The 25,346-nt window shown below is 67.6% G+C and carries 22 protein-coding genes; 13 read left to right on the forward strand and 9 right to left on the reverse strand.

The genetic code is table 11. The annotated features are described in order from the left end of the window. Nucleotides 1-11: 11 nt before the first annotated feature. Nucleotides 12-1,133 carry an aromatic ring-hydroxylating oxygenase subunit alpha gene (locus AC3WLE_RS09525; RefSeq protein WP_492356066.1) on the reverse strand — a complete coding sequence of 374 codons (1,122 nt, stop codon included), beginning with the start codon at nt 1,131-1,133 and terminating at the stop codon, nt 12-14. 236 nt (nt 1,134-1,369) lie between these two features. Between AC3WLE_RS09525 and AC3WLE_RS09530 the strand changes: the two genes are divergently transcribed. The 7 genes from AC3WLE_RS09530 to AC3WLE_RS09560 all read left to right on the forward strand — a co-directional run bounded on the left by AC3WLE_RS09530 (nt 1,370) and on the right by AC3WLE_RS09560 (nt 9,565). Then, nucleotides 1,370-2,458, forward strand: coding sequence for a helix-turn-helix domain-containing protein (locus AC3WLE_RS09530; RefSeq protein WP_492356065.1), 1,089 nt, complete (start codon nt 1,370-1,372; stop codon nt 2,456-2,458). A gap of 181 nt (nt 2,459-2,639) precedes the next feature. Next, the gene (locus tag AC3WLE_RS09535) at nt 2,640-3,965 is read left to right on the forward strand and encodes an MFS transporter (RefSeq protein WP_492363571.1); all 1,326 of its coding nucleotides are present in this window, start codon (nt 2,640-2,642) and stop codon (nt 3,963-3,965) included. 18 nt (nt 3,966-3,983) lie between these two features. Then, nucleotides 3,984-4,163, forward strand: coding sequence for a hypothetical protein (locus AC3WLE_RS09540; RefSeq protein ID WP_492317231.1), 180 nt, complete (start codon nt 3,984-3,986; stop codon nt 4,161-4,163). Beyond that, nucleotides 4,153-5,508: an AtzE family amidohydrolase gene (locus tag AC3WLE_RS09545; RefSeq protein ID WP_492356063.1), complete on the forward strand. Its 1,356-nt coding sequence runs from the start codon at nt 4,153-4,155 to the stop codon at nt 5,506-5,508. Before AC3WLE_RS09540 ends, AC3WLE_RS09545 begins: the two co-directional genes overlap by 11 nt. Nucleotides 5,509-5,716: 208 nt before the next feature. After that, nucleotides 5,717-6,670, forward strand: coding sequence for a Bug family tripartite tricarboxylate transporter substrate binding protein (locus AC3WLE_RS09550; RefSeq protein ID WP_439672094.1), 954 nt, complete (start codon nt 5,717-5,719; stop codon nt 6,668-6,670). A gap of 26 nt (nt 6,671-6,696) precedes the next feature. Beyond that, on the forward strand, nt 6,697-8,202 hold the full coding sequence (locus AC3WLE_RS09555) for an N-acyl-D-amino-acid deacylase family protein (protein ID WP_492317234.1): 1,506 nt from the start codon (nt 6,697-6,699) through the stop codon (nt 8,200-8,202). 25 nt (nt 8,203-8,227) lie between these two features. Continuing rightward, nucleotides 8,228-9,565 (forward strand): aspartate aminotransferase family protein, encoded by a 1,338-nt coding sequence (locus AC3WLE_RS09560; protein ID WP_492356062.1) that lies wholly within the window; start codon nt 8,228-8,230, stop codon nt 9,563-9,565. A 110-nt stretch (nt 9,566-9,675) separates the two neighbouring features. Here the strand turns inward: AC3WLE_RS09560 and AC3WLE_RS09565 are convergent, their stop codons facing one another. After that, complete coding sequence (locus AC3WLE_RS09565; protein ID WP_492317236.1) at nt 9,676-10,833, reverse strand: methyl-accepting chemotaxis protein; 1,158 nt, start codon at nt 10,831-10,833, stop codon at nt 9,676-9,678. 247 nt (nt 10,834-11,080) lie between these two features. Here AC3WLE_RS09565 and AC3WLE_RS09570 point away from each other — a divergent pair, with 247 nt between their 5' ends. From AC3WLE_RS09570 to AC3WLE_RS09595, 6 genes are all read left to right on the forward strand, one after another. Further along, a complete protein-coding gene (locus tag AC3WLE_RS09570; RefSeq protein WP_492356061.1) occupies nt 11,081-11,488 on the forward strand; it encodes a DUF2946 family protein in 408 nt (135 codons plus the stop codon). A gap of 138 nt (nt 11,489-11,626) precedes the next feature. Further along, nucleotides 11,627-13,738, forward strand: coding sequence for a TonB-dependent receptor (locus tag AC3WLE_RS09575; RefSeq protein ID WP_492356060.1), 2,112 nt, complete (start codon nt 11,627-11,629; stop codon nt 13,736-13,738). A 21-nt stretch (nt 13,739-13,759) separates the two neighbouring features. Beyond that, nucleotides 13,760-14,476, forward strand: coding sequence for an ABC transporter ATP-binding protein (locus AC3WLE_RS09580; RefSeq protein ID WP_492317239.1), 717 nt, complete (start codon nt 13,760-13,762; stop codon nt 14,474-14,476). Nucleotides 14,477-14,490: 14 nt separating this feature from the next. After that, nucleotides 14,491-15,891, forward strand: a complete 1,401-nt coding sequence (locus AC3WLE_RS09585) for an ABC transporter permease (protein WP_492356059.1) — start codon at nt 14,491-14,493, stop codon at nt 15,889-15,891. 842 nt (nt 15,892-16,733) lie between these two features. Continuing rightward, on the forward strand, nt 16,734-17,285 hold the full coding sequence (locus AC3WLE_RS09590; protein ID WP_492352392.1) for a DUF3526 domain-containing protein: 552 nt from the start codon (nt 16,734-16,736) through the stop codon (nt 17,283-17,285). Between the two features lie 62 nt (nt 17,286-17,347). Continuing rightward, on the forward strand, nt 17,348-17,806 hold the full coding sequence (locus AC3WLE_RS09595) for a MarR family winged helix-turn-helix transcriptional regulator (RefSeq protein WP_492356058.1): 459 nt from the start codon (nt 17,348-17,350) through the stop codon (nt 17,804-17,806). 15 nt (nt 17,807-17,821) lie between these two features. Here the strand turns inward: AC3WLE_RS09595 and AC3WLE_RS09600 are convergent, their stop codons facing one another. From AC3WLE_RS09600 to AC3WLE_RS09630, 7 genes are all read right to left on the reverse strand, one after another. Beyond that, on the reverse strand, nt 17,822-18,439 hold the full coding sequence (locus AC3WLE_RS09600; RefSeq protein ID WP_492352371.1) for a flavin reductase family protein: 618 nt from the start codon (nt 18,437-18,439) through the stop codon (nt 17,822-17,824). A gap of 59 nt (nt 18,440-18,498) precedes the next feature. Beyond that, nucleotides 18,499-19,269 (reverse strand): maleate cis-trans isomerase family protein, encoded by a 771-nt coding sequence (locus tag AC3WLE_RS09605; RefSeq protein WP_340520341.1) that lies wholly within the window; start codon nt 19,267-19,269, stop codon nt 18,499-18,501. After that, nucleotides 19,270-20,304, reverse strand: coding sequence for a carbon-nitrogen hydrolase family protein (locus tag AC3WLE_RS09610; RefSeq protein ID WP_492356057.1), 1,035 nt, complete (start codon nt 20,302-20,304; stop codon nt 19,270-19,272). It lies immediately after the preceding gene. A 52-nt stretch (nt 20,305-20,356) separates the two neighbouring features. Continuing rightward, a complete protein-coding gene (locus tag AC3WLE_RS09615) occupies nt 20,357-21,268 on the reverse strand; it encodes a fumarylacetoacetate hydrolase family protein (RefSeq protein ID WP_492317244.1) in 912 nt (303 codons plus the stop codon). A 70-nt stretch (nt 21,269-21,338) separates the two neighbouring features. Continuing rightward, a complete protein-coding gene (locus AC3WLE_RS09620; RefSeq protein ID WP_492356056.1) occupies nt 21,339-22,463 on the reverse strand; it encodes a cupin domain-containing protein in 1,125 nt (374 codons plus the stop codon). Nucleotides 22,464-22,497: 34 nt separating this feature from the next. Next, nucleotides 22,498-24,825 (reverse strand): bifunctional salicylyl-CoA 5-hydroxylase/oxidoreductase, encoded by a 2,328-nt coding sequence (locus AC3WLE_RS09625; protein ID WP_492356055.1) that lies wholly within the window; start codon nt 24,823-24,825, stop codon nt 22,498-22,500. A gap of 62 nt (nt 24,826-24,887) precedes the next feature. Beyond that, nucleotides 24,888-25,343 (reverse strand): acyl-CoA thioesterase, encoded by a 456-nt coding sequence (locus tag AC3WLE_RS09630; RefSeq protein ID WP_492317247.1) that lies wholly within the window; start codon nt 25,341-25,343, stop codon nt 24,888-24,890. Between the last annotated feature and the right edge of the window lie 3 nt (nt 25,344-25,346).

Raw genomic sequence — 25,346 nt, forward strand, 5'->3', positions numbered from 1 at the left:
GGTGGTTCGTTTCAGGCGGCCAGGGCGTCGAGCACCATCTGCTGGAAGTGCTGCACGCCGTGCTCGCCGATGGCGGAGGTCTTGTCGTCGGTGACCAGCAGCGGGCCCTGCCCGTTGCGGTAGCCGCGCGACTTCAGGCCGCGCTGCACCGATTCGACGATGCTCAGGTCTTCGGGCTTGAGCACGTTCTTGTAGTACTCGATCAGTTGCTCCTGCTCGGCCGTGGGCGTGCTGTCGCGGAAGTAGAACTCGAAGTGCTGGATGGTGGTGTCGGCATCCACCGGGAACATGTAGAACACGCCGTAGTTGCCATCTCCCGGCAGCACGTTCAGCGTCACGTTGGGCCACAGCCAGTAGGCGGCGAAGTCGGTGTTGGGGGCGTCGCTGTCATAGGTGAAGGCGTCGCTGCCCGAGCGCGTCTGGCCGACCTGGCTGGTGTAGAGGCCGCGCACTTCGTGCTTGTAGGTCTCCATCCTGATCGACTCGACCAGCGCCGGGTGCGCGGTCTGGCAGTGCAGGCATTCCAGGTAGTTGTCGACCACCACCTTCCAGTTGGCCTTCATCTCGTAGCTGAGCTTGTGCGCCGGCACCAGCTTGTCGACGTCCGGGCAGCGCGCGCGGATTTCGTGGTTGAGGCCGCCTGCCAGCTCGGCCAGCGGTTTCGCGTCCATGTCCAGGTTGACGAAGACCAGGCCGCAGAACTCTTCCACGCGCACCGGCGTCAGGCCGGCGTTGTCCTTGCAGAAGCCCGGCACGTTCTCGGCGTTGCGCACGTGGATCAGCTTGCCGTCCAGGCCGAACGACCAGGCGTGGTACGGGCAGGTGATGACGTTCTTGGCCTTGCCCGCGCCATCCGCAAACAGCTCATGGGCGCGGTGCGGGCAGACGTTGTAGAACGCGCGCAACACGCCGTCGCGGCCGCGCACCACGAACACGTTCTCGCCGGCCACTTTCACCGTGGCGTACTGGTTGTTCTCGGCCACCTGGCTCTTGTGCATCACGCACACCCAGCTGCGCGCGAAGATGGTCTTCTTCTCCTGCTCGAAGACTTCCTGCGAGGTGTAGTAGTGGGCCGGCAGCGTATAGGCCAGCGGCGGGGTGGTGCCGCAGGCGGGGGCAGTGGTCTCTTGCATGGGGTTGTCTCCTCGTTGGTCTCGGTGCTTTATCGATTCACTAGTAGTTAATTAAATTACTATTGGTGATGTGAGGTGAAGTCTAGTGAGGAGCGTAGGGGTACTGCAATTCAAAAAAACGATTAAATCTTCTAACTTGATGGTCTGTAGCTATCAATTCGCGCGATTTGCTGGGATGGTGTAAGGTTCGAGTAACTCAATTCACCATCGGTTGAAAAAAAGCAGAGGGGATGCCCATGACGGAAGACACTTTTGCCACGCGCCTGAAGGGGGTGCTGGAAGGCAAAAGGATCATGCTCAAGCAGGTGGCAGAGGCGCTGTCGGTATCGCCGTCGGCGGTGCACAAGTGGACCCGCGGCGGCGAGATCGAATACGAGCGGCTGCTCGCGCTGGCGCGCTTCCTGGGCGTCAACTGGCTGTGGCTGCGCTACGGCGAGCAGGCCATCGCCGACCTGGAGGCCAGCACCGCCTCTGACCCGCACATCAAGGAACTGCGCCAGAAGCACCTGGCGGAGATCATGGAGAGCGAGGCGCGCATGAAGTTCGCGCAGGAGGTCTCGGGCATCGTCACCTGGGAATGGAACGTGCTGACCGATGGCCTGACCTACTCGTCCAACGACGTCACGCTGTTCGGCCGCCATATCCGCAACATGGACGACTTCTGGGCCTGCGTGCATCCGGCCGACGTTGCGCGCCTGCGCGAGGTGCTGGCGCGCACGCTGGGCGCGCAGGAGATGCACGAGTGGGAGTTCCGCGTCGTGCACGGCGACACCACGCGCTGGATCTCGTCGCGGGCCACGCTGGTGCGCGACTTCGACCAGCGCCCGGTCAAGATGATCGGCGTCAGCCTGGACATCACCGAGCGGCGCCGCGCCGAGGCTGCGCTGCGCCAGAACGAGGCGCTGCTGGCCAAGGCGCAGGAGATTGCCCACCTGGGCGGCTGGTACTGGAATATCCAGACCGACGACTGCGCCTGGACCGACGAGGCCTACCGCATCTTCGGCTGGGCCCCGCAGGCGTTCAAGGTGACCATGGAGCGCTACCTGGCGTCGATCGTCGAGGAAGACCGCGCCCGCGTGCAGGCGGCCATCCGCGCGGCCATCGTCGACAAGGCGCCGTACAGTGTCGACTACCGCATCCAGCTGCCCGACGGCAGCCATCGCGACATCCATGAGGAAGGCGAGGTCACGCTGGACGAGCACGGCAACGCCCTGACCATGGTCGGCGCCTCGCAGGATGTCACCGAGCCGGCAGCGCCGCCGGCAAGAGGCGGCGGCAAGGCCCCGCGCAAGCGTGCGGCGGACAGGCCACGCACACCAGCCTGACAGCACCACAGGGCGGCATGCATTGCCGCCCTTTTTCTTGGGGCGGGTCTTCCGCGTCACTTGAAGGAATAAGACCGTTTGTTTCAGCGTAAACGTTAGTGGAACGTTTGTTTCATGTTCCGCTATGATGGCATCTCCATGGCGCCGGATCCCGCGCGCCTGTACAAGGAGGAGATCCATCATGTCCCTGGCCAAGCCAGCCATCCCGCAGTCCCCGGGCCACGCCGCCTTGCTGCCGGACGCCGCCGCCACGGCGTTCGCCAAGGTCACGCGCCGCATCGTGCCGTTTATCGTGCTGTGCTACTTCTTCAGCTACCTGGACCGGGTCAACGTCGGCTTCGCCAAGCTGCAGATGCAGCAGGCGCTGGGGCTGAGCGACGTGGTCTATGGCCTGGGCGCCGGCATCTTCTTCTGGGGCTACATGCTGTGCCAGGTGCCCAGCAGCCTGCTGATCTACCGGCTCGGCATGCGCCGCAGCATGGCGGCCATCATGATCCTGTGGGGGCTGGTATCCGCCGCGACCATGTTCGTGACCACGCCGATGGAGTTCTACGCCGCGCGCTTCCTGCTGGGCGTGACCGAGGCCGGCTTCTTCCCGGCCGCGGTGATGTACCTGAACAAGTGGTACCCGGCCGACCGGCAGTCGCGCATCATGTCGATCCTGTTCCTGGCGATGCCGCTGGGCATGGTGCTGGGCGGCCCGATCTCCGGCGCGCTGATGTCGGCCACGCATGACCTGCACGGGCTGCAAGGCTGGCAGTGGATGTTCCTGATCGAGGCGCTGCCGGCCATCGTGCTGGGCCTGCTGCTGTTGCGCATGCTGCCCGAGTCGCCGGAGGCCGCGCCGTGGCTCACGCCGGCCGAAGCGGGCGCCATCACGCGCACGCTGACCACCGAGAACGCGAAGAAGAACACCCGCTTCATCGCCGCGCTCAAGTCGCCGATCCTGTGGATGCTGATGGCGATCTGCCTGCTGTTCAATATTGGCAACTACGGCCTGGTGTTCTGGCTGCCCACCATCATCCAGTCGACCGGGATGTCGTCGCCGCTTGAGATCGCCATGCTGACGGCGATCCCGTATGCGGTCGCGTGCGTGGCGATGAACGTCAACGCCACGCACGCCGAGCGCACCGGCGAGCGCCGCCTGCACTCCGCGCTGCCGCTGCTGGTGGCCGCCGTTGGCATGTGGGCGAGCACGCTGTTTCCGCACAACACGGTGATGGCGATGGTGTTCCTGACTATCGGCATTTCCGGCCTGATGGCCACGCTGTCGATGTTCTGGGGCCTGCCGGGCCGCGTGCTGGCCGGCACCGCCGCGGCTGGCGGCATTGCCATGATCAACAGCGCGGCCAGCCTGGCCGGCCTGATCGGCCCGGTGCTGATGGGCGGCATCAAGCAGAGCACCGGCAGCATCTCGCTGGGCGTGCTGGCGCTGGCCGGGCTGATGCTGGCCGCGGCCGTGCTGATCCTGGCGATTCCGCGCCAGCTGATGCAATCGCGGAGCTGAGGGATGGCGCAAGCAACCATGGCACAAGCAAGCGACGACGCTCCCGCCGGCCTGGTGGCGCAAGCCGCCGCGAGCCTGCAGGTGCCGGTGGCACCTCAGGATTGCGAGCAGGCCGCCGCGCTGCTGGCCGGCATGGCGGCCATGGTGGCGGGCCTGCGCCAGGCGCTGGCGCAAGCGGAGGGGCAGCATGGCTGCTGACACGCTGATCGCCGCCGCCATGGCCGCGCAGGTACGCAGCGGCGAGCGGCTTGCCCTCGACCTGGTGCAAGACGCCCTGCAGCGCGCCGAAGCCGCCGCGCCGCTCAATGCCTGCTCGGCGCTGCTGGCGGACAGTGCACTGGCGCAGGCCGCCGCGCTGGACCGGCTGCGCGCGCAGGGCCGGCCGCTGCCGCCGCTGGCGGGCGTGCCGTTCGTGGTGAAGAACCTGCTGGACGTGCGCGGCCACGCCACGCTGGCCGGCGCCGCGCCACGCGCGCAGGAGCCGCCGGCACCGCGCCATGCCGATACGGTCGAGGCGCTGGTCGCCGCGGGCGCGGTGCCCGTTGCGCTGGCGGCGATGGACGAATACGCGTGCGGCGCCACCGGCGAGAACGTGATCGGCGGTCCGGTGCGCAATCCGCTCGATCCGTCGCGCATCACCGGCGGCTCGTCGGCCGGCACCGCGGCGCTGGTGGCTGCCGGGGTGGTGCCGTTCGGGCTGGGTTCGGATACCAATGGGTCGATCCGCGCCCCGGCAGCGTTCTGCGGCATCTGGGGGCTGCGCCCGACCACGGGGCGGTTGTCCCTGGCCGGATGCGTGCCGTATGCGCAGAGCCTGGATACGGTCGGCCCGATGGCCGGCAGCGCCGGTGACCTCGCGCTTGCCTATGCGGCCATGCTCGGCGTGGACGCGCCTGCTGATCCGCAAGGCCGTGGTGCCGCGACGCTGCGCGTCGGCGTGCTCGGCCGCGGCTTCTCTGATTTTGCCGAGCCCGCGGTGCAGGCGGCAGTGCTGCGCGTGGCTTCGGCCTTTGGCGCGGTGCGCACCATAGACCTGCCCGACGCCGACACGGCGCGCGACGCCGCCTCGGTGATCTCCGCCTACGAAGTCGGGCGCAACCACCAGGCCATGGGGTTCTCCGAGCGCCATGGCGGCTACAGCGCCTTCGTGCGCCAGCGCATCCTGGCCGGGCTGGCGATGCCGCGCGGCTGGTATGACATCGCGCGCCAGCACCAGTCGGCGTGGCGGCAGCGGCTGCTGGCGCTGTTCGATGACGTCGACCTGCTGCTGGCCCCTTCAACCCCCTATGCGGCCACGCCGATCGGCGCCGACACCGTCAACGGCACCGGCCGCATCTATCGCCCGCGTGCCGATGCCGGGCACCTGACCCGGCCGTTGTCGCTGGCGGGCCTGCCCGTGGTGGCCGCGCCGTGCGCGGGCGAGGGCTTGCCCGCAGGCATCCAGATCGTGGCCGCGCCATGGCTGGAGAACCAGGCACTGGCGGCGGCGCGCTTCCTTGAGGCGCAGGGGCTGTGCCGCAGTGCGACGCCCCGATGGCTGTAACGACTGTTTCATGGAGTTCGGGGCCGTTGCGGCAAAGGCATTCGCGCCGGCGTCGCATCGTTGTTGTTTCATAATAATGATTAAGGAAACAAATGTTGCATTGACTCGGGCCATGCCCCTATACTGCAAACGCGTAGCCGGGTCCAACCCAGGTACTGAACGGGATAACGAGATGCAAGAGCAAAGGCAGCAGCAAAAGCGACGGCTCATGGCCACCCTGTTGTGGCTGGGCGCCGCGGGCCTGGCTGGCCCGGCAGTGGCGGACAGCTATCCGTCGCGCCCGATCCGCCTGGTGGTGCCGTCAGCCGCCGGCGGCAGTCCTGACGTGCTGATGCGCGCATTGGGCGCCGAAGTCGGCAAGTCGCTGGGCCAGTCGTTCGTGATCGACAACAAGCCCGGCGCCTCGGGCGTGATCGGCATCTCCGAACTGGAGCGTGCCGCGCCTGACGGCTACACGCTCGGCTATGCCAACAACGTGACGCTGTCGATCAACAAGAGCACCTTCCGCAAGCTGCCGTACCGGCCCGATGCCTTCGTGCCGGTGGTGCTGCTGTTCAAGGTGCCGAATGTGATCGCGGTCAGGCCGGAGATGCCGGTGAAGACCTTTGCCGAGCTGGTGGCCTACGTCAAGGCCAACCCGGACAAGGTCACCTATGCCTCGCCGGGCCAGGGCACGTCCGGCCACCTGACCGGCCAGCTGCTCGCGGACAAGGCGGGGCTGGCCTGGACGCACGTCGGCTACAAGGGCAGCCCGCAGGCCGCCACCGATGTGATGGGCGGCCAGGTCAATGTGCTGATCGACAACATGCCGACCATCCTGCCGCTGATCAAGGCCGGCAAGCTCAAGCCGCTGGCAGTGACCAGCCTGGCGCGCTCGCCGCTGCTGCCGGCGCTGCCCACCATCGCGGAGTCCGGCGTGCCGGGTTTCGAAGGGGTGGCCTGGGGCGGCCTGGTCGCGCCGCAAGGCACGCCCGCCGGGGTGGTGGGCAAGCTCAACGGCGCCTTCAACCGCGCGCTGGCGGATCCGGCCATCAAGGACAAGTTCGCCGCGCTGGGCGCCGAGACGGTCGGCGGCACGCCGCAGGCGCTGGCCGGCTATGCCGCGCGTGAAACCGACAAATGGGCGGCCGTGGTCAGGCAGGCCGGCATCACGCCGCAATAACACCGCCGACGAGACAAGGATTGACGATGGCATCGCAACCAGCCGCGCCCCGGCGCGCCGACCTGATCTTCCGCAACGCCACGGTCGTGGACGGCACGGGCGCAGCCCGCCGCGTGGCCAATGTGGCAGTCGCGGGCGACCGCATCGTCGCCGTGGGCGACTGCGCTGACATGACTGCGGAACATACCGTGGACGCAGCCGGCCGCGTGCTGGCACCGGGCTTTATCGATGCCCACACGCACGACGACGGCTACCTGCTGGTGCATCGGGACATGACGCCCAAGGTGTCGCAGGGCATCACCACCGTGGTCACCGGCAACTGCGGCATCAGCGTGGCACCGCTGGTCAGCAGCGCGCCGCCGCAGCCGCTGGACCTGCTGGGGCCGCCCGCGCTGTTCCGCTTCGATACCTTCGCGCAGTGGCTCGACGCGCTGCGCGCGACGCCGGCCAATGTCAACGTGGTGCCGCTGCTCGGGCATTCGACGTTGCGCGTGCGCGCGATGCCGGAACTGGACCGGGCCGCCAATGCAGAAGAAATCGCTGCGATGCGCGACGAGGTCAGGCTGGCGATGGAGGCGGGCGCCTTCGGTGTCTCGACCGGCACGTTCTATCCGCCCGCGGCAGCCGCCACCGAAGCCGAGATCATCGCCGTGAGCGAGCCGGTCCGCACCCACGGCGGCGTCTATTCCACCCACCTGCGCGACGAGACCGACGACATCGTGCCGTCGATCGAAGAAGCGCTGCGCATTGGCCGCGCGCTTGGCTGCCCGGTGGTGTTTTCCCACCACAAGGTCGCGGGCAAGCGCAATCATGGCCGCTCGGTCGAAACCCTCGGGCTGCTGGCCGACGCCGCGCGCCTGCAGCCGCTGTGCCTGGACTGCCATCCCTATCCCGCGACCTCGACCATGCTGCGGCTGGACCGCGTGCGCCAGTCCACGCGCACCATGGTCACCTGGTCCACCGGCTACCCGCCCGCGGGCGGCCGCGACTTCCACGAGCTGATGCAGGAGCTTGGCCTGGACGAAGACGCGCTCTTGGCAAAGCTGCGCCCCGCGGCGGCGATCTATTTCATCATGGATGAGCGCGACGTCGAGCGCATTGCGCAGTTTCCGCTGACCATCTTCGGCTCGGACGGCCTGCCCTTCGATCCGCGCCCGCATCCGCGCCAGTGGGGCACCTTCCCGCGCATCCTGGCGCGCATGGTGCGCGAAGACCAGCTGATGACGCTGGAAACCGCAATCCACAAGATGTCCGGCCTGGCTGCGCAGCAATACGGGCTGGCGGACCGCGGCCGGATCGTGCCGGGCGCGTTTGCCGACCTGGTGCTGTTCGATGCGGACCGGGTGCAGGACCGTGCCACCTTTGAAGACCCGCTGCAACTGAGCACCGGCATCCACGGCGTCTGGGTCAACGGCGCCAGGGTCTGGGAACAGTCCACGCAGACGGACAGCGAAGGCAGCGCACTGCCCGCGTTTTCCGGCCGCGTGCTGGAGCGCTGCCCCGCCGACACCGATTCCGCTTTGCCCCGCTGACGCGCGGCCCCACCACCACATCATCATGACCCACGTATTCCATCGCAATCCGCGCCAGAAGCTGCCCGTTGCCGTTGCCGGGCAGGGCATCGAACTGATCGACAGCGAAGGCCGGCGCTATCTCGACGCCTCCGGCGGCGCCGCCGTGTCGTGCCTGGGGCACGGCCATCCGCGCGTGATCGAGGCGATCAAGGCGCAGCTCGACACCATCGCCTACGCGCATACCTCGTTCTTCACCACCGAGGTGTCGGAAACGCTGGCCGAGACGCTGGCGCAGGCCGCGCCTGGCGATCTCGACCATGTCTACTTTGTCTCCGGCGGTTCCGAAGCGGTGGAGTCGGCGCTGAAGCTGGCGCGCCAGTATTTCGTCGAAGTAGGGCAGCCCAGCCGCCGCCACTTCATCGCGCGTCGCCAGAGCTACCACGGCAACACCCTGGGCGCGTTGGCCATCGGCGGCAACGCCTGGCGGCGCGAGCCCTTCCTGCCGCTGCTGGTGCCGGCGCACCACGTGTCGCCGTGCTATGCCTACCGCGACCAGCAGGCCGGCGAGACCGACCCGCAGTACGCACAGCGCCTGGCCGACGAGCTGGAAGCGAAGATCCTGGAACTCGGCCCGGACACCGTGGCCGCCTTCGTCGCCGAAACCGTGGTGGGCGCCACCGCCGGCGCGGTGCCGCCGGTGGGCGACTACCTGAAGCGCATCCGCGCCGTGTGCGACAAGTACGGTGTGCTGCTGATCCTGGATGAGGTGATGTCAGGCATGGGCCGCACCGGCTACCTGTTCGCGTGCGAAGAGGATGGCGTGGTGCCCGATATCGTCACCATTGCCAAGGGCCTGGGCGCGGGCTACCAGCCGATCGGCGCGATGCTGTCGACGCGCAGGATCTACGACGCCATCGTCGGCGGCAGCGGCTTCTTCCAGCATGGCCATACCTATATCGGCCATGCCACGGCCTGCGCCGCGGCGCTGGCGGTACAGCGCACCATCGCCGAAGACAATTTGCTGGCCAACGTGCTGGCCCGCGGCGAGCAACTGCGCGCGCGGCTGCGCGAGGTGCTGGGTGACCATCCCAACCTGGGTGATGTCCGTGGACGCGGCTTGTTCGTTGGCGTGGAGTTCGTGGCCGACCGCGACAGCAAGGCCACGCTCGATCCGGCGCTGAAGACGCATGCGCGGTTGAAATCCGCCGCGATGCAGAATGGCTTGCTGGTCTATCCGATGGGGGGCACGGTCGACGGCGTGCGCGGCGACCACGTGCTGTTCGCACCGCCGTTTATTTGCACGCCGCAGGATATTGACCGCATCGTCGAGCGCTTTGCGGCGGCGGTGCAGGCGGTGCTGCCGGCTTGCGTGACGGCTTGAATTGCTGAAGGCTCCTGCCTCCCGCGGGTTTGCCCCCCTCTCCCGCTTGCGGGAGAGGGGGGCAAACAAGCGGTCAGCGGGCCATGGCCGCAGCTGCAGCGCTGCCCACATCAGCCGAACGCAGCAACCTGCCTGAATGCGCCATGCCCCGGCGCCTGTGCTGACGCCGGTTCCGCATCCAGCTTGAATTCGCCCACCACGCGCTGCAGCTCAGTGGCCTGGCCCGCCAGTTCGTGCGAGGCACTGGCCGCCTGCTCCACCAGCGCCGCATTCTGCTGCGTCACGGTGTCCATCTGCGCCACCGCCTCGTTGACCTGCGCAATCCCGGCACTCTGCTGTTCAGAGGCCGCAGTGATCTCGCCCAGCAGCCCGGTCACGCTGGCCACTGCCTGAACGATCTCCTGCATGGTCTCGCCGGCCTGGCCCACCAGTGCCGAGCCGCTGTCCACCTGCTGCACCGAATCGTCGATCAGCTGCTTGATCTCCCGCGCCGCCGACGCACTGCGCTGCGCCAGCGTGCGCACCTCGCCGGCCACCACGGCAAAGCCGCGCCCCTGCTCACCCGCGCGCGCGGCTTCCACCGCCGCGTTCAGCGCCAGGATATTGGTCTGGAAGGCAATACCTTCGATCACTTCGATGATGTCCGTGACCTTGCGCGAGCTGGCGCTGATCGCCGACATGGTCTGCACCACGTTGCCCACCACTTCGCCACCGCGCGCGGCGATGCCCGATGCGGTTGCCGCCAGCCCGTTGGCGGCGCGCGCGCGTTCGGTGTTCTGCTGCACCATCGAGGTCAGCTCGCCCATGCTCGACGCGGTCTCTTCCAGCGCCGCTGCCTGCTCTTCCGTGCGCTGCGACAGGTCGGTATTGCCCGCGGCAATCTGGTGCGAAGCGGCGGTGATCGAATCGGTGGAAGCTCGGATGCGTGTCACCAGGTCGGTGAGCATGTCTTCCATCTCTCCCAGGCCGCCCAGCAGCCGCCCAAACTCGCCGCCCCGCTCGGTGTCGAACTCCTGGCTGAGGTCGCCCGCCGCCACGGTTTCGGCAATGTAGACGGCCTCGGACAACGGCGCCTCGATGCTGCGCGCCAGCGCCCAGACCGCGCCCACCGCCAGGCATAGCCCACCCACGCCCAACGCGATCAGCAGGCGGCGCGCATCGGCCGCATCCTGCATCCGCGGCAAGGCCACCGCGATCCCGATCGCCATCAGCGACCACATGGCGCCAAACGCCGCGCCCAGGCGTATGCGAATCCCCAGGTTTTGCATGTCTGTCCCCCGTTTCCACCCCAGAAGTGCAGGCGCCGGCGTGCCGGCTGCCTGTCTTGCCAATGTCTTCGCTGGCCAACTCTTGCTTAACGGCGGGAACGGTGCAGTCTTTAGCGGCTTGCAGGACAGGCAGACCTGCGCCGCCGCTGGTGGTGCCGGGCGGCAGCAATATGTCGCGGCATCGACTTACAATTGCAATTGAGTTGCGTTAATATGGCGCCGGTCGACACAGCCAGCGCCTCCATCAATGCGTAAGCATGCGAACATCGTTCGTCTCATCTGGGCCGTGCTTCTGCTCTTGCTAGTGCAGGCGTGGGCCGCGGTGACGCACGTGCATGCGGTACCGGGAACGCGGTTGGAGGCTGTCGTGGCGAACACAAGCGCAGGCGCAATCCCCGATACGGCCGCCACGCCGGACACGTCCGACACGGACCGCGTGCCTGCCGATGGCACGACGGAATGCGATTGCCTGTGGTGCTCGCCCCGGTTGCATCTCTTCATCAGCGCCGCCATCGCGGTGCAATTGCTCTGCGTCATCCTGCGCCTGTTGTCACGGGTACGGCAGGTCGATGTCGCCGCGCCGACATGGCGTACCCGCTTCCTCTCTCCGCCCGCCTTGCGCGCGCCACCGGCGCTGGCCCGCGCCGCCGGCTAACCCCCGGCCGCATCCCTTTCCCTTACATCTGATTGCGCGTCCGCTGCGTCATGCCAGGCGGGCGGCATCCTCACGTCTGAATTTTGTACGGCAAGCCCGGTGCCCTTAGCGGATACCGCCGGGCTGCCGCGAGGCCTCATGAACAAGAACGAAAACACGGGTGCCGCGCGCCCCCTGGCCTGGACACTGCTCGCGCTCTCGTCGGGCGTCTTCAGCCAGGCCGCATTTGCCGAAGGCCAGCATACGGTGCTGCCGGAAGTCAGCGTGGTGGCGACGCAGGACACCAGCCTGCAAGGCAAGCGCAAGCTCGTGACCACGGACAGCACCGGCCTGCCGGCCGCGGTCTCGGTCGTCACCGCCGACGAGTTGGGCACCATCAATATCGGCCGGGACATCTCCAACATGTTCCGTCGTGTACCTGGGGTGGTGGCCAACAACATCGACCAGGGCGACACGGGCAACGGTTTCCGCATGCGCGGCTTCGCCACCCAGGGCACGCACGGCGCCGACACCGCAGTCTATGTGGACGGGGTGCCGCAGAACATGCCGTCCAGCCAGGCCGGCGCCGGACATGGGCCTGCATTCCTGGAATGGCTGACCCCGGACATGATCGGCCAGATCGACGTCGTCAAGGGGCCGGTGTCCGCGTTGTATGGCGACCAGAACCGGGCGGGTGCCGTGCCGATCAGCACGCAGTCGGGCGACGTGCCCTCCAGTATCGGCATCGGCTTCGACCGGTACAACGGCAAGCGCGCAACACTGGTCCTGTCAGGCAGCCATGCCTTGCGGCCCGGGTCCGAGTCGATCCGGTCGCTGTTCGTGGCCGATATCTACCGCACCCATAGCTACCGGTACGACGGCAGCACCGACCGCGACAACTTCTTCTGGAAGCTGTCGACCAGGATCGGCGATGGCGTCTACAGCCTGCGGCTCAACCACTATCGCTCCGAATCGACAGCCGCCGGCTACCTGCTGCTGAGCGACCTGCAATCCGGCAAGGTGGACCCGCGCTCCACGCAATACGGGCTGCCGGGCTTCGGCAGCGGCAAGCGTTCGATGTTCGCGCTGAATCGCGCCCCGGCGCATGGCGAGGACGGCTGGCATGCGACGTTGTACGGGGAAGCCTTCGAGCGCGAGCGCGGCATTGCCACCAGCAGCGTGCAGCACACCGTGGGTTCGGATGACCGGAATATCTTCGGCGGCCGGCTGGCCAACAATTTCACGTTCGGAGACCGGGCCGCGCTCATGGTCGGCGCGGAAGTGCGCCGCGACCGCGGCGACGCGCAGCGCCGGATCTGGGTGCGTGGCGTGCCCACTGCGAACTATATCAACGCGCAGCAGCTCGACCTGCTCACCTACGGGCTGTTCGTGCAGGGGCAGTTCAAGCCGGTCGAAGCGGTCAAGCTGACCGCGGGCCTGCGGCGCGACTGGTTCGACTACGACATCGTCAACCGCAAGCTGCCGGCAGCGAGCACCGACTACTTCTCGGGCGTCACCACGCCCAAGCTCGGCGCGGTCTGGTCGGTGCTGCCCCGGCTCGACCTGTTCGCCAACGTCGCGCAGGGCTTCCGTTCGCCCGCCGCGGAGCAGATCAGCAGCAGCGGGGCCACGGGCCCGCTGGGCGCGCCCGGCGGCACGGTCTATGACGTGTCGCCGTCGAAGGTGAAATCCTACGACGTGGGCTTTACCGCGACGCCGGCCAACAACCTGACCGTGACCGCAGCAGCCTACTACACGCTGAATGAGGACGAGATCGTGGGGCAGCCGGACGGATCGTTCAAGTCGGTCGGCGACACGACGCGCAAGGGATATGAGCTGGAGGCCCGCTGGCGGCCCATCCGCCCGGTGTCGGTCTACGCCAGCTACGGGCAGATCATCCAGGCCGAAGCGAACAACCCGCTGCCCAACACGGGGGCCAGGCTGTCGGTTCCCCGGCACCAGCTCAAGCTGGGCGCCGAGTACCGCCAGCGGCTGCAGGGCGCGCAGCTGACCGTCAATGCCGATGCCTATCTGACTACCGGTATTCCCTACTACATGGGAACGCCGCAGACCCAGCTGCGCTTCATGCCGGCCTACACGCGCTTCGACCTGCGCGCGGTGCTCGACTGGAAGCAATACCAGTTGTCGCTGTTCGCGGTGCTGCAGCCGCACCGGTTCTCGACCGAGGCCGCGTATGGGTCCGCAGCGGGGCTGCTGGTAGCGCCGCAGCCGAAATGGCAAGCCGGCATGGCGGCACGCTATTTCTTCTGACGTATTCGACGGAGACACGACATGCTTGAAATTCGTGACCTGGTCGTCCATCGCGACGGGCGTCGCGTTGTGGACGGCCTGAATATTACCGTGCCGAAGGGCTGCGTCTACGCCTTGCTGGGCGGCAACGGCGCGGGCAAGACCACCACCATCGATGTGACGCTGGGGTTTGTCCCGCCGGCCGGTGGCACGGTGCTGGTCGACGGACTGTCGCCCGTTGCCGATCCGGCTGCGGTCAGGCGGCGCGTCGCCTACCTGCCCGAGAACGTCGCGCTGTATCCCTACTTGTCCGGCGCGGAAAACCTGGATTACTTCTGTGCGATTGCCGGCATCGGCCTGTCGCGCGCCGAGGCTACGGCGCTGCTGGACGGCGCGGGGCTGGCCCGCGACGCGCACGGCCGGCGCGTAGCGAAATACTCGAAAGGCATGCGCCAGAAGGTGGGCCTGGCCATTGCCCAGGCCAAATCCGCGTCATTGCTGCTGCTTGACGAGCCGACTTCGGGGCTGGACCCGGCCGCGGCCGATGACATGGCAAACCGTGTCCGGCAAGCGGCGGACGCGGGCATGGCGGTGCTGATGGCCACGCATGACCTGTTCAACGCCAGGCAGCTCGCCGACCGCATCGGCATCCTGCGTGCCGGCGTGCTGGTGGCCGAGTTCGACGCGGCCACCGTCGGCCACGAGGCACTGGCCTCAACCTACCTGGCCCATGCGCGCGCGCAGGGTGTTGCGCCATGATCAGGACCGTGGTTGTGAAGGAATTCAGGGCGATGGCCAGGGAGGGGCGCTTCGCAGCACTGCTTGCGATCGGCGCCGCGGTATTGGCCGTCGCCATCCTGGCCTCGCTGCAGCGGCATGCCGCCGTCGCCAGCGAGGTGGCGCAGGTTGCCGCCGCGACGCGGCAGCAGTGGGACGACCAGGGTGACAAGCATCCGCATCGCGGCGCGCACTTCGGCCTGTACGTGTTCCGGCCGGCCTCCGCGCTGACGGTGATCGAGCCGGGGCTGGGCGACTACTTCGGCCAGGCGCTGTGGCTGGAGCCGCACCGGCGCAATGTGGCGCGCTTCGAGCCCGCGCAGGATGCGCTGCCATCCACCCGCTTCGGCGACCTGAGCGCCGGCTTCGTATTCGCGGTGCTATTGCCGCTGCTGGTGATCGCCGTCACTTTCGATGCCGTCAGCGGCGAGCGGCAGCGCGGCACACTGCGCATGATGCACGGCGCCGGCGTGGCGCCGGCCAGGCTCGTGGCCGGCAAATTCCTGGCGCTGGGCGCGGGCTTTGCCGTGTTTGCGCTGGCCGTGGCGCTGGCCCCGGTCATCGCGGCCAGCGCCGGCGGCACGCTGGATGGTGCGGTCTGGTGGCGGGCCGCGGGCCTGGGTGCCGCCTATCTGCTATACACCGCGATCCTGGTGGGACTGGGCCTGGCGGTGTCGGCCTGGGTGGCCGACGGCAGGAGCGCGTTGTTCGTGCTGGTGGGCCTGTGGCTGGCCTTTGTCTTCGTGATCCCGGGCATTGGCGCGGCGGTTGCGCGGCATGCCGTGCCGCTGCCGTCGGCGCAAGCGTTCTGGGCGGCGATCCAGCGCGACTACACGGAGGGATTGCCGGGCGACGGCAGCCTGGCGGCCCGCACCGAACGCCATGACGCGGCGCTGCTGTCGCGCTATGGCGTCACGCGCCTCGAGGACCTGCCCGTGGGCGCGGCGCCGCTGCGGCGGCTGGAGCGCGACGCCTACGCCGACCGGGTCCATGCGCTGCATTTCGATGCGCTGTGGCAGCGCTATGCGGCGCAGGAGAACGTGATGCGCGCCGCCGCGCTGCTGAGCCCCACGCTGGCGGTCCGCAACTTCGCCATGAAGATGGCAGGAACGGATCTCTCGCACCAGCGCGACTACGAGGCCGCCGCGGAGCGCTATCGGCGCAGCGTCAACACGGTCATCGATGAATGGGATGCCGGCCACACGCGCGGCATGACTTCGTTCGATGCCAGGTACGCCGGCGCCGCGCTTTGGCGCGCAATCCGGCCCTTTGCCTACACCATGCCGCCGGCGCTCTTCGCGCTGCGGGCAGCGTTGCCGGAGATCGCGATCATGTTCTGGTGGTGCGGGCTGGCCGTGGCCGGCCTGTTCTTCTCTCTTCGCAGGATACAGCCATGAGCCCCATTAGACAGACCAGGCAGGCGCTTGCCGCGCAATGCCGCCGCTTCTGCGCGGCGGGCAGTGCCCGTTGGGCGCTGCTGCTGTTCGCTGCCGCCCTGTGCGCGTGCGCGCTGGCATCGGGTCTCAGTGCGCGCGCATGGCATGAAAAGCTGCAGCAGCTGGAAGCAAACGGGCAGGCGGCATTGCGCCTTGCCCAGGCCAAGGCATCGCCGGCATCTCCGGAGCAGGCCGCCATGGCGGCATTCCGGTTCGCAAGGTCGGATGCCCCGGTGGCGCAGTTGCGGCCAGGTGGCGGGTTGGCGCTGGCGAGCAGCGTGCTGGACCTCCTGCCGCCGTCGATTCGCGTCACTGTCGAGATCCGCCACACCGACGCGCGCAACGAGGAGCGGCTGGCCAACCCGCTGTTGCAGCGCTACGGCACCTTCGACCTGGCGACGGCGATCGCGCTGCTGGCGCCGCTCTTGCTGGTGTGCCTGTGCGCAGGCATGGTCCAGGGCGAGCGCGAACACGGCACGTGGCGGATGTCGATGGCGCAGGGTGCGGCCGGCGGGCGTGTGCTGTTCGCCGCCATCGCGGTTCGGGCGGGCGCGGTCTGGCTGATTGCCGTGCTCGCTTCCGCGCTGGCATTCCTGCTGGACCCCGCGGCAACGCTGTCGGCGTATCTCGCATGGCTGTTTTGCGTGACGGCGTTCATCGCGTTCTGGAGTGCGGCCAGCGCTGCGCTCAACCTGCTGCCCGGTTCCGGCGCCACGGCGGTGCTGGCCGGGCTTGGCCTGTGGGCCATCGCCACCTTCGGCACGCCTGCGATGGTCGCGGCGCTGGCGGATCGCACGATGCCGATGCCGTCACGGCTGGCGGCAATCGTCCAGATCCGCGCGGCGCAGCAGAGCGCGGAAGCCAGGATGTCGGAGCTGGTGGAAGAGTGGTATCAGGCCAATCCACAGTGGGCCCCGGCCACGGCACGGCAGCACGCATGGCCGGTCAGCTTCATGCCGCGCTACCTCGACCAGGCAGCGCGGATCCGGCCGGTCGCGTCCGCGTTCGACCACGCGCGTGCGGTGCGCTTCACGCAGGCGGAGCGATGGGCCTGGCTCTCGCCGCCGCTGTCGCTGCTGCTTGCCGCCGACCGGCTGGCGGGCAGCGACGCGCCGCGGTACGCCAGCTTCATGGCACGGGTGGACCGCTTCGAAGTGCAGTGGCGCGCGTACTTCGTCCCGCGCATCATGAGCTATCGCGGTGTGTCGACGGATGAATATCGGAACGCGCCGCGGTTCGAGTGGGTTGAACGAGAGCGCGGGGCGGTGGGGATTGGCGGACTGCAGCAACTCGGACTGGCAGCGGCGATGCTGGGCTTGCTCTTTGTGTTCCGGGCGCGGTTGGCGCGCCCTTGACCGCCGTGGTATGTTCTGCCCGTCGCGCGGCCGACGAGGCCGCTTCCCGCCCATCGGACCGCATGAACCAGCCCATCGACACCGCCGACGACGATTTCGTCGACAACTACACCCCGGCCCTGCTGGCCCAGGCCAGCCAGCTGATCTCGGGGGAATTCCACGTGATCGTGCAAGCCAATGGTTTCACCATCTCAGACTGGCGCGTCCTGTCCACGCTGTCCGGCGGCAAGCCAATCAGCATCGGGGAACTGGCGCAGATCTCGGTGACCAAGCAGCCCACGGTGACGCGCCTGCTCGACCGCATGGAGGCGCAGGGTTACGTCAAGCGCATCCCGCACGGGACCGACCGGCGCATCACGCTGGTGCGCATCACGCCGCGCGGGCAGAAGCTGACCTCCACCCTGATCGCACAGGCCCGGGCCCACGAGGACCATGTGCTGGCGCCGCTCGGCAAGAAGAAGGCCGACGAGCTGCGCGCCACGCTGAAGCTGCTGATCCACCTGCACCGCCCTGCCAACTGAGGGCAGGGCCGCGCCTCAGGCCGGCCGGCACATCTGGAACAGCATCGATTTGCTGACCTCATAGTAGTCGGCCGGACCGCCGCCGCGCAGGATCGGGCGTGCGGCGGCGGTGTCATAGACCCCGTCCGGCAGGAAGGCCCGGTCGATATGCACGCCGACCACCTCGCCCAGCACCATCCAGGTATCGAGCATGGCGCCGTCGGCCCGGTTCAGTTGCATGACTTTGGTAGCGCGGCACTCGAACGATACCGGGCTCTCCTGCACGCGCGGCGCCGACACCAGCCGCGACGGTACCGGCGTCAGGCCAGCCAGGCCAAACTCATCGACTTCCGGCGCCACGCCCGCGCTGGTGGCGTTCATGCGCTCGGCCAGCGGGCGCGTCACCAGGTTCCAGACAAAGTCGCCGGTGTTCTCGACGTTGCGCACGGTGTCCTTGTAGCCGATGCTGGAGAATGCCACCACCGGCGGCGTGTAGTTGAAGACGTTGAAGAATGCGTAGGGCGCCAGGTTGGCGCGCCCGGCCTGGTCCACCGTCGAAATCCAGCCGATCGGGCGCGGGCCGACAATGGCTGCCAGCGGATCGTGCCTGAGCCCATGGCCGCGCGTGGGCTCGTAGAAATGAATGTCGTCCATGTGCGTGTGCGAAACGTCGTCCCTGCACGGGCAGGGGCGACCAAAGCGTGGGATGGCGCTCAGTATTTGCCGCTCAGCAGTTCACCGCAGCCGGCGACCTCGGCGCGCAGGTTCAGCTTGCGCAGCATCTGCCAGGTGGTGGCCACCGCCGCCGACACCGTCGGGATGCCCGATTCGTCCTGTACCTTCTGGATCGACGGCAGCGACTGCATCTGCACGCAGGCCGACAGCACGATGGCGTCGACGCCGGTGGTGTCGATGCGCTTGTAGATCTCCAGCAGGTTGGCCGGATCCTGCGCGGCGACCTGCAGGTTGTCGGGGATCTCCAGCGCGGTGTAGTCCTTGACCTCGATGCCTTCGCTCTCGATGTACTCGACCACCATCTTCGTCAGCGGCTTCATGTACGGGCACACCACCGAGACGCGCTTCGCGCCCATGGCGTGCAGGCCGTCCACCAGCGCGCCGGCGCTGGTCACCACCGGCGCAGGGTTGCCGTTGTCGACGGTGCGCTGCGTCAGGCGCGCCTCGGAGACGCGGTGATAGCCCTTGCCCATGCTCATGATGGCCACCAGGCAGGCGTAGCCCAGCACGTCCACGCGTGCGTCGGACAGCTCGATGGCGCAGCGGTCGCTGTCGCGGTCCATCGCCTCCAGCTCTTCCTTCACCACCTTCTTCATGCGCATGCGGCTGGAGTGGAAGGTGAAGCGCTCGGCGAAATCCTTCTCGCGCTCGCGCAACATGGCGGGGATTTCCGTCTCCATGGTGGTGTTGGAGGAAGGCACGATCTGCCCGATGCGCAGCGGCTTCTGGGGCGTCAGCAGGAAAGACATTTACTTGCTCTCGAAAAGGTCGAATGCGTTGAGTTCCGCTTCCTCGGCGTCGAGGTCGAAGGCCTGGCTGGCGCCGTCCAGGAACTGGGCGGGCTGCAGCGGGCGGCGGTCGACGCGCAGGTCGAAGATGTCGAAGCGGTTGTAGTGGCCGGTGATGTCGTGCATCTGGCGCGGCTGGATGCAGCGGGACAGGTCGATGTCGGCGTAGACGATGCCTTCCGCGTCGATCAGCGGCTCGCCGATGACGCGGCCGTCCGGCCCGAGGAAGCCGGAGAAGGCGCTGTTGCGCCGCGACAGCAGCTCGCGCGCCTTCGGGTTCAGCGGGCTCATGGCCTCGATGATCTCCTCCGACACGGTCGAGCACGACACCGCGGTGAACACCTTGCCCTCGAAGCAGTGGGCGGCGGCGCGCACCTTGATGGCCTCGGCCATGTCGTAGTCGGCCGGGGCCACCGGCAGCGCGATATAGCTGGCCACGTGCATCATCTCGCCCTGCGACAGCAGCGAGAAGCGCGCCAGCGTGTTGGTGTTCTCGCCGCAGGCCAGCGAGCCGAGCGGGCCGACGCTGGTCTGGTGCACGCGCAGTGCCGAGGCGTCGCCATTGGCCCAGGTCAGCTTCTCGGCCCAGGTCGGCACCAGCTTGCGGTGGCGGCCCAGGATGCGGCCTTCGTCGCTGATGGTCACCAGCGTATTGAAGAGGGTGCCGACGCCGGTGCGGCTGCGTTCGTTCACGCCAACGATTACGTTGATGTGGTTGGCCTGCGCCGCCTGCGCGATCTTGCGGATCTCCGGGCCGGGGATCTCGATGGACGCCTTGACCAGCTTCTCGAACCAGGGGCTGGCGTCGACCGGGTTGGTCAGCCAGCTCCAGTACGGGTAGCCGGCCACGAACACTTCCGGAAAGGCGACCAGCTTCGCACCGTTGTCGGCGGCTTCCTTGATCAGGCGGCAGACCTTGTCGACCGTGGCGTCGGCATCGAGGAAGACCGGAGCCGCCTGGACGGCCGCAGCCTTGAATTTGGGCAGATTGAGCATATGTGTGCCTCGCTTGCAGCGGTCATCCCCGCTTGCGCGGGGATGACGGGATTTAGACAGCTACCACCGGGTGGCGCAGCTCGCCGATGCCTTCCACCGTGGCTACCACGGTGTCGCCCGGCCACAGCCACTCCTGCGGGGTTCGGCCCGCGCCCACGCCGTCGGGCGTGCCGGTGGCGATGATGTCGCCGGGTTCCAGCGCCATGCCCTTGCTGATGTCCGCGATCAGCGCCGGCACCTTGAACAGCATGTGGCGGGTGTTGGAGCTCTGCTTGGTCACGCCGTTGACGGTCAGCGACAGGTCCAGCGTGTGCGGGTCGGCGATTTCGTCGGCGGTGACGATGACCGGGCCGAACGGGGCATAGGTGTCCTGGCCCTTGGAGTAGATCCACTGGCCGGCGCGGCGGCAGTCGCGCGCCGAGATGTCGATCATCACGCTGTAGCCGAACACGTAGTTGAGCGCGTCGGCCTCCTTCACACCCTTGCCGCGCGTGCCGATGATGACGGCCAGCTCAACTTCCCAGTCCATCTGCTGCGTGATTTCCTTGTTGTGCTCGATCGCGTCGCCCGGGCCAATCACGGTGGTGGGCGGCTTGGAGAAGATCACCGGCTCCTTCGGCAGTTCCTTCGAGGTGTCCAGGCTGCGGCTGGATTCGGCGACGTGCTCGACGTAGTTCAGGCCGATGCCCCAGATGTTCTTGCGTGGGCGCGGGATCGGCGCCAGCAGCTTGACGTTCGAGGCCGGCACGGCCACGCCGAACGGCAGCTTGCCGCGGTATTCGTCCAGCAGCGCGCTGGTCGAGCGGACTGCCTCGGGGCCCAGGTCGATGAACTCGAGCATGGTGGAGGGAATGCTCACGCCGACGGCGGCGCCGAAGCGGGCGAGGTCAACGACATTGCCGTCGACGATGGCACCCAGGCGGGCGGCGGCAGCGACTTCAGCGCGATAGGTTACGAGACGCATGGTTTGATAACTCCGGAAAAGGCCGCAATCGGTGCGGCTGCACAATTTGGAAAATAGGTACTGCTGAGGTTCAAAGGACCACCTGATGCCCGCCGTTCTCCGCCAGCGCTTGCTCGCGGTAAAGCCCGAGCGAATGCATTACCGGCAGGTCGTTGAAGCAGAACAGCACGGCGTCATCGCTGGCCGACGCGTTTGCGTGCTCATGGAAGGCCCACGACGGCACGCAGAAGATGTCGCGCTCAGTCCAGTCGAAGCGCTGGCCGTTGATGACCGAGTAGCCACTGCCCTTGGCTACCTGGTAGACAAAGCTGCCCGTGTGGCGGTGGGCCTTGGTGGCTTCGCCCGGACGCAGCAGCTGCATGCTGGCGCCGATGGTCGGCATCACCGGGCCGCCGGTGACCGGGTTGACGTAGTGCATCAGCACGCCGTCGAACGGGCTGCCGTCGGTGACCTTGCTGTGGCGCACCAGCGCCTCGCAGGTCGGGGCCCATTCGTACTTGTAGAGCGGCGAATACGGCTTGCTCCAGTTGCCCTCATGCGGGCGCAGGCCCTTGCCGCCCCAGATCGCCGGCATGTCGTCGACCGGGTGCGTCACGGCCTGCTGCAGATCCGGGTGCACGGCGTAGAAGCCGGCTTCCATCGCATTGACCAGCGGGATGTCCAGCCCGTCCTGCCAGATACAGGTGGTGCCTTCGGCCGCCACGCCATGCTCGTGCCAGGTGCCGTTGGGCGTGAGCACGAAGTCGTTGGCGTTCAGTGTCATCTTGTGGCCGTCGACGATGGTGTAGGCGCCGCTGCCTTCCATGATGAAGCGCAGCGCCGACGACGAGTGCGCGTGTGCCGAGGCGGCCTCGCCGGGATGCATCACCTGCAGGCCCGAGTAGAGCCAGCCCACCGCCGCCGAAACGTCCTGGCGGCCCGGGTTGTTCAGGTAGATCACGCGGCGGCCGGCTTTCTCCGGCGTCACCAGGTCGACCGAGCGCAGCACGTGGTCACGCAGGTCGCGGTAGCGCCACAGCACCGGCACCGATTCGGACTTCGGCTGCCACGGCTCGATCTTGTTGGCCACGGTCCAGAGCGCGCCGGTCTTGAGCGCATCGAGCTCCTTGTAGTAAGAAACCAGCTCGGGCGTGTCTTCCACGTCGGCGCGGCCGGCTACGTTTTCGCGGTAGGTGTCATACGAGGTATTCGACATCGTCTTCCTCTCTGGTGAGTTCATAGGGAAGCCATCAGGCCCCCGCGGCCACGCGCCCGAGGTTGCGCTCAAGCTGGTCCTTGGCTAGCAGGTACTGCTTCGGCCATTCGACGCGGCGGTAGCCAAGCTTCGCGGTTTCGCGCAGCAACCAGGACGGGTCGGCCAGATGCGGGCGAGAGATGGCGCACAGATCGGCACGGCCCGACGCGATGATTCCGTTGACCTGGTCGGCTTCGGTAATGGCGCCGACGGCGATCGTCGGCACGCCCGCCTCGTTGCGCACGCGATCGGCGAAGGGGGTCTGGAACATGCGTCCGTACACCGGCTTCTGCTCGGGGCTGACCTCCCCCGAAGAGCAGTCGATCACGTCCGCACCGGCTTCCTTGAACAGGCGTGCCATGGCCACCGCGTCGTCGGCGCTGTTGCCGCCCTCGACCCAGTCAGTGGCGGAAATACGCACCGACACCGGCTTGTCCTGCGGCCATGCCGCACGCACCGCGCGCAGCACTTCCAGCGGGAAGGCCATGCGGCTTTCCAGCGCGCCGCCATATTCGTCGGTGCGCTGGTTGGTCACCGGCGAGATAAAGCCCGACAGCAGGTAGCCATGGCCCGCCTGCAGCTCCAGCCAGTCGAAGCCGGCAGCCGCCGCGCGCCGGGTGGCGGCGACAAAGTCATCGCGTACGCGGTCCATGTCTGCGCGGGTCATGGCGCGCGGTGTCTGCGAAACGCCCGGCAGGTACGGCAGGGCGGAGGCCGCGATCAGCGACCAGTTGCCCTCGGCCAACGGGTGGTCCATCTGCTCCCAGCCGAGCTGGGTCGAGCCGCGGCGGCCGGCGTGGCCAATCTGCACGCCGATGCGCGCGCTGGTGTGCTCGTGCACGAAACCGACGATGCCGGCAAACGCCGCCGCCTGCTGGTCGCTCCACAGGCCCGGGCAGCCCGGCGTGATGCGGCCGTCCGGCGACACTGCCGTCATTTCCACCATCACGAGGCCGGCGCCACCCAGTGCCCGGCTGCCAAGGTGCACCATGTGGAAGTTGCCCGGCACGCCGTCCTGGCAGGAATACATGGCGGTGGGCGACACCACTACGCGGTTCTTCAACTCCACGCCGCGCACGGTGTACGGCGTCAGCAGCGGCGGTACGGCGGCGGCCTCCGTGCCGGCACGTTCGGCCAGCCACGATTCGTAGCCTTCCAGCCAGGCCTTGTCGCGCACGCGCAGGTTCTCGTGCGAAATGCGCTGCGAGCGGGTCAACAGCGAATAGGCAAACTGCTCGGGCTCCAGGTCTTCATAGCGCTTGACGTTCTCGAACCATTCGGTGGAGTTGCGCGCGGCGTTCTGGATCTTGAGCACTTCCACCGAGCGCACGGCTTCGTAGTGCTTCAGCGCATCTTCCAGCGAGCCGTCGATGTTGCGCAGGGTGCGCGCCAGCTCGATGGCATCTTCCAGCGCCAGCTTGGTGCCGGAGCCGATCGAGAAGTGCGCGGTGTGGGCGGCATCGCCCATCAGCACCACGGGCACCTTCTTCTCCACGCCGCTGTCGCCGGCCAGGGTGTTCCAGTGCACCCACTTCTCGCAGATCACGCGCGGGAACTGGATCCAGATCGCCGAGCCGCGCAGGTGGCCGGCGTTGCTGATCAGCGGGTTGCCGTCCAGGTACGGGGCGAACAGCTTCTCGCAGTAGGCGATGCCTTCTTCCTGGCTCATCTGGTCGATGCCGGCGGCCTTCCAGGTTTCTTCCGGGGTCTCGACGATGAAGGTCGAGGTGCCGTCTTCGAAACGGTAGGCATGTGCCTGGAACCAGCCATGCTCGGTCGGCACGAAGATAAAGTTGAAGGCGTCGAACACCTTCTTCGTGCCCAGCCAGACAAAGCGGCAGTTGCGCGTGTCGATGTCGGGGCGGAAGGTGTCGGCATAGCGCTTGCGCACCACGCTGTTGAGGCCGTCGGAAGCCAGCACCAGGTCGGCGTTGTACTTGCGCGCGATGGCCTGGTCGTCCTCGACGTAGTTCTCGAACACCAGTTCCACACCGACTTCCTCGCAGCGCGCCTGCAGGATGTTCAGCAGCTTCTTGCGGCCGATGCCGATAAAGCCGTGGCCGCCGCTGCGCACCGCGCGGCCCTTGAAGTGGACTTCGACATCGTCCCAGCGGTTGAACGCATCGCCGATGGTCTCAGCCGAGACCGGGTCGGCCTCGCGCAGGTTGTCCATGGTGGCGTCGGAGAACACCACGCCCCAGCCGAAGGTGTCATAGGGACGGTTGCGCTCGACCACCACGACCTTGTTGGCGGGATCCTGGAGTTTCATCAACAGGCCGAAATACAGGCCGGCGGGGCCACCGCCGATACATACAATGTTCATGGCTGCTTCCAATCAGGTTACTACCGGAGCCCTTGGAACCCGCGCTGCGGGTCCGTCGGCATTCAGACGGTGATTTCGGGATAAGGCTGGTCTGCGGGGGCAGGGCCGTGTTCGATGGCGCCCCGCAGGTCATCGGGCACCGGGAGCGCCAGGTGCGTGTCCAGCGAAGTCATCACGATGGTCTGCGTGGCCGACATGCGCAGCTCGCCGTCTGCGCCCGTGCAGCGCCAGTTCAGCGTGATCGACTTGCCGCCGACCCGCACCACTTCCAGCTCGAGCCAGACCTGGTCGCCAAAGCGGCTGATCGCCTTGAAGTCCACCTCCAGGTGCACGGTCGGCATGCCCAGCCGGCGTGCGCCGATCACGCCGTGATAGCCAGCCGGCAACAGGCAGTCGACCCAGCGTTCGATGAGGTCGTTGAACAGCACGAAGTACTGCGGGTAGAAGACGATGCCGGCCGGATCGCATTCCGAGAAATGGATCTTGTGCTGGCGCCGGAAGGTATGCGTAGTGCTCATGGT

The organism is Cupriavidus sp. FW306-1B-F12B (assembly GCF_058781795.1).

Bases quoted from the DNA above. Each gene is read 5' to 3' on its own strand.
- AC3WLE_RS09525 (WP_492356066.1), bottom strand. From the start codon at position 1,133: ATGCAAGAGACCACTGCCCCCGCCTGCGGCACCACCCCGCCGCTGGCC.
- AC3WLE_RS09530 (WP_492356065.1), top strand. From the start codon at position 1,370: ATGACGGAAGACACTTTTGCCACGCGCCTGAAGGGGGTGCTGGAAGGC.
- AC3WLE_RS09535 (WP_492363571.1), top strand. From the start codon at position 2,640: ATGTCCCTGGCCAAGCCAGCCATCCCGCAGTCCCCGGGCCACGCCGCC.
- AC3WLE_RS09540 (WP_492317231.1), top strand. From the start codon at position 3,984: ATGGCACAAGCAAGCGACGACGCTCCCGCCGGCCTGGTGGCGCAAGCC.
- AC3WLE_RS09545 (WP_492356063.1), top strand. From the start codon at position 4,153: ATGGCTGCTGACACGCTGATCGCCGCCGCCATGGCCGCGCAGGTACGC.
- AC3WLE_RS09550 (WP_439672094.1), top strand. From the start codon at position 5,717: ATGGCCACCCTGTTGTGGCTGGGCGCCGCGGGCCTGGCTGGCCCGGCA.
- AC3WLE_RS09555 (WP_492317234.1), top strand. From the start codon at position 6,697: ATGGCATCGCAACCAGCCGCGCCCCGGCGCGCCGACCTGATCTTCCGC.
- AC3WLE_RS09560 (WP_492356062.1), top strand. From the start codon at position 8,228: ATGACCCACGTATTCCATCGCAATCCGCGCCAGAAGCTGCCCGTTGCC.
- AC3WLE_RS09565 (WP_492317236.1), bottom strand. From the start codon at position 10,833: ATGCAAAACCTGGGGATTCGCATACGCCTGGGCGCGGCGTTTGGCGCC.
- AC3WLE_RS09570 (WP_492356061.1), top strand. From the start codon at position 11,081: ATGCGTAAGCATGCGAACATCGTTCGTCTCATCTGGGCCGTGCTTCTG.
- AC3WLE_RS09575 (WP_492356060.1), top strand. From the start codon at position 11,627: ATGAACAAGAACGAAAACACGGGTGCCGCGCGCCCCCTGGCCTGGACA.
- AC3WLE_RS09580 (WP_492317239.1), top strand. From the start codon at position 13,760: ATGCTTGAAATTCGTGACCTGGTCGTCCATCGCGACGGGCGTCGCGTT.
- AC3WLE_RS09590 (WP_492352392.1), top strand. From the start codon at position 16,734: ATGCCGTCACGGCTGGCGGCAATCGTCCAGATCCGCGCGGCGCAGCAG.
- AC3WLE_RS09595 (WP_492356058.1), top strand. From the start codon at position 17,348: ATGAACCAGCCCATCGACACCGCCGACGACGATTTCGTCGACAACTAC.
- AC3WLE_RS09600 (WP_492352371.1), bottom strand. From the start codon at position 18,439: ATGGACGACATTCATTTCTACGAGCCCACGCGCGGCCATGGGCTCAGG.
- AC3WLE_RS09605 (WP_340520341.1), bottom strand. From the start codon at position 19,269: ATGTCTTTCCTGCTGACGCCCCAGAAGCCGCTGCGCATCGGGCAGATC.
- AC3WLE_RS09610 (WP_492356057.1), bottom strand. From the start codon at position 20,304: ATGCTCAATCTGCCCAAATTCAAGGCTGCGGCCGTCCAGGCGGCTCCG.
- AC3WLE_RS09615 (WP_492317244.1), bottom strand. From the start codon at position 21,268: ATGCGTCTCGTAACCTATCGCGCTGAAGTCGCTGCCGCCGCCCGCCTG.
- AC3WLE_RS09620 (WP_492356056.1), bottom strand. From the start codon at position 22,463: ATGTCGAATACCTCGTATGACACCTACCGCGAAAACGTAGCCGGCCGC.
- AC3WLE_RS09625 (WP_492356055.1), bottom strand. From the start codon at position 24,825: ATGAACATTGTATGTATCGGCGGTGGCCCCGCCGGCCTGTATTTCGGC.
- AC3WLE_RS09630 (WP_492317247.1), bottom strand. From the start codon at position 25,343: ATGAGCACTACGCATACCTTCCGGCGCCAGCACAAGATCCATTTCTCG.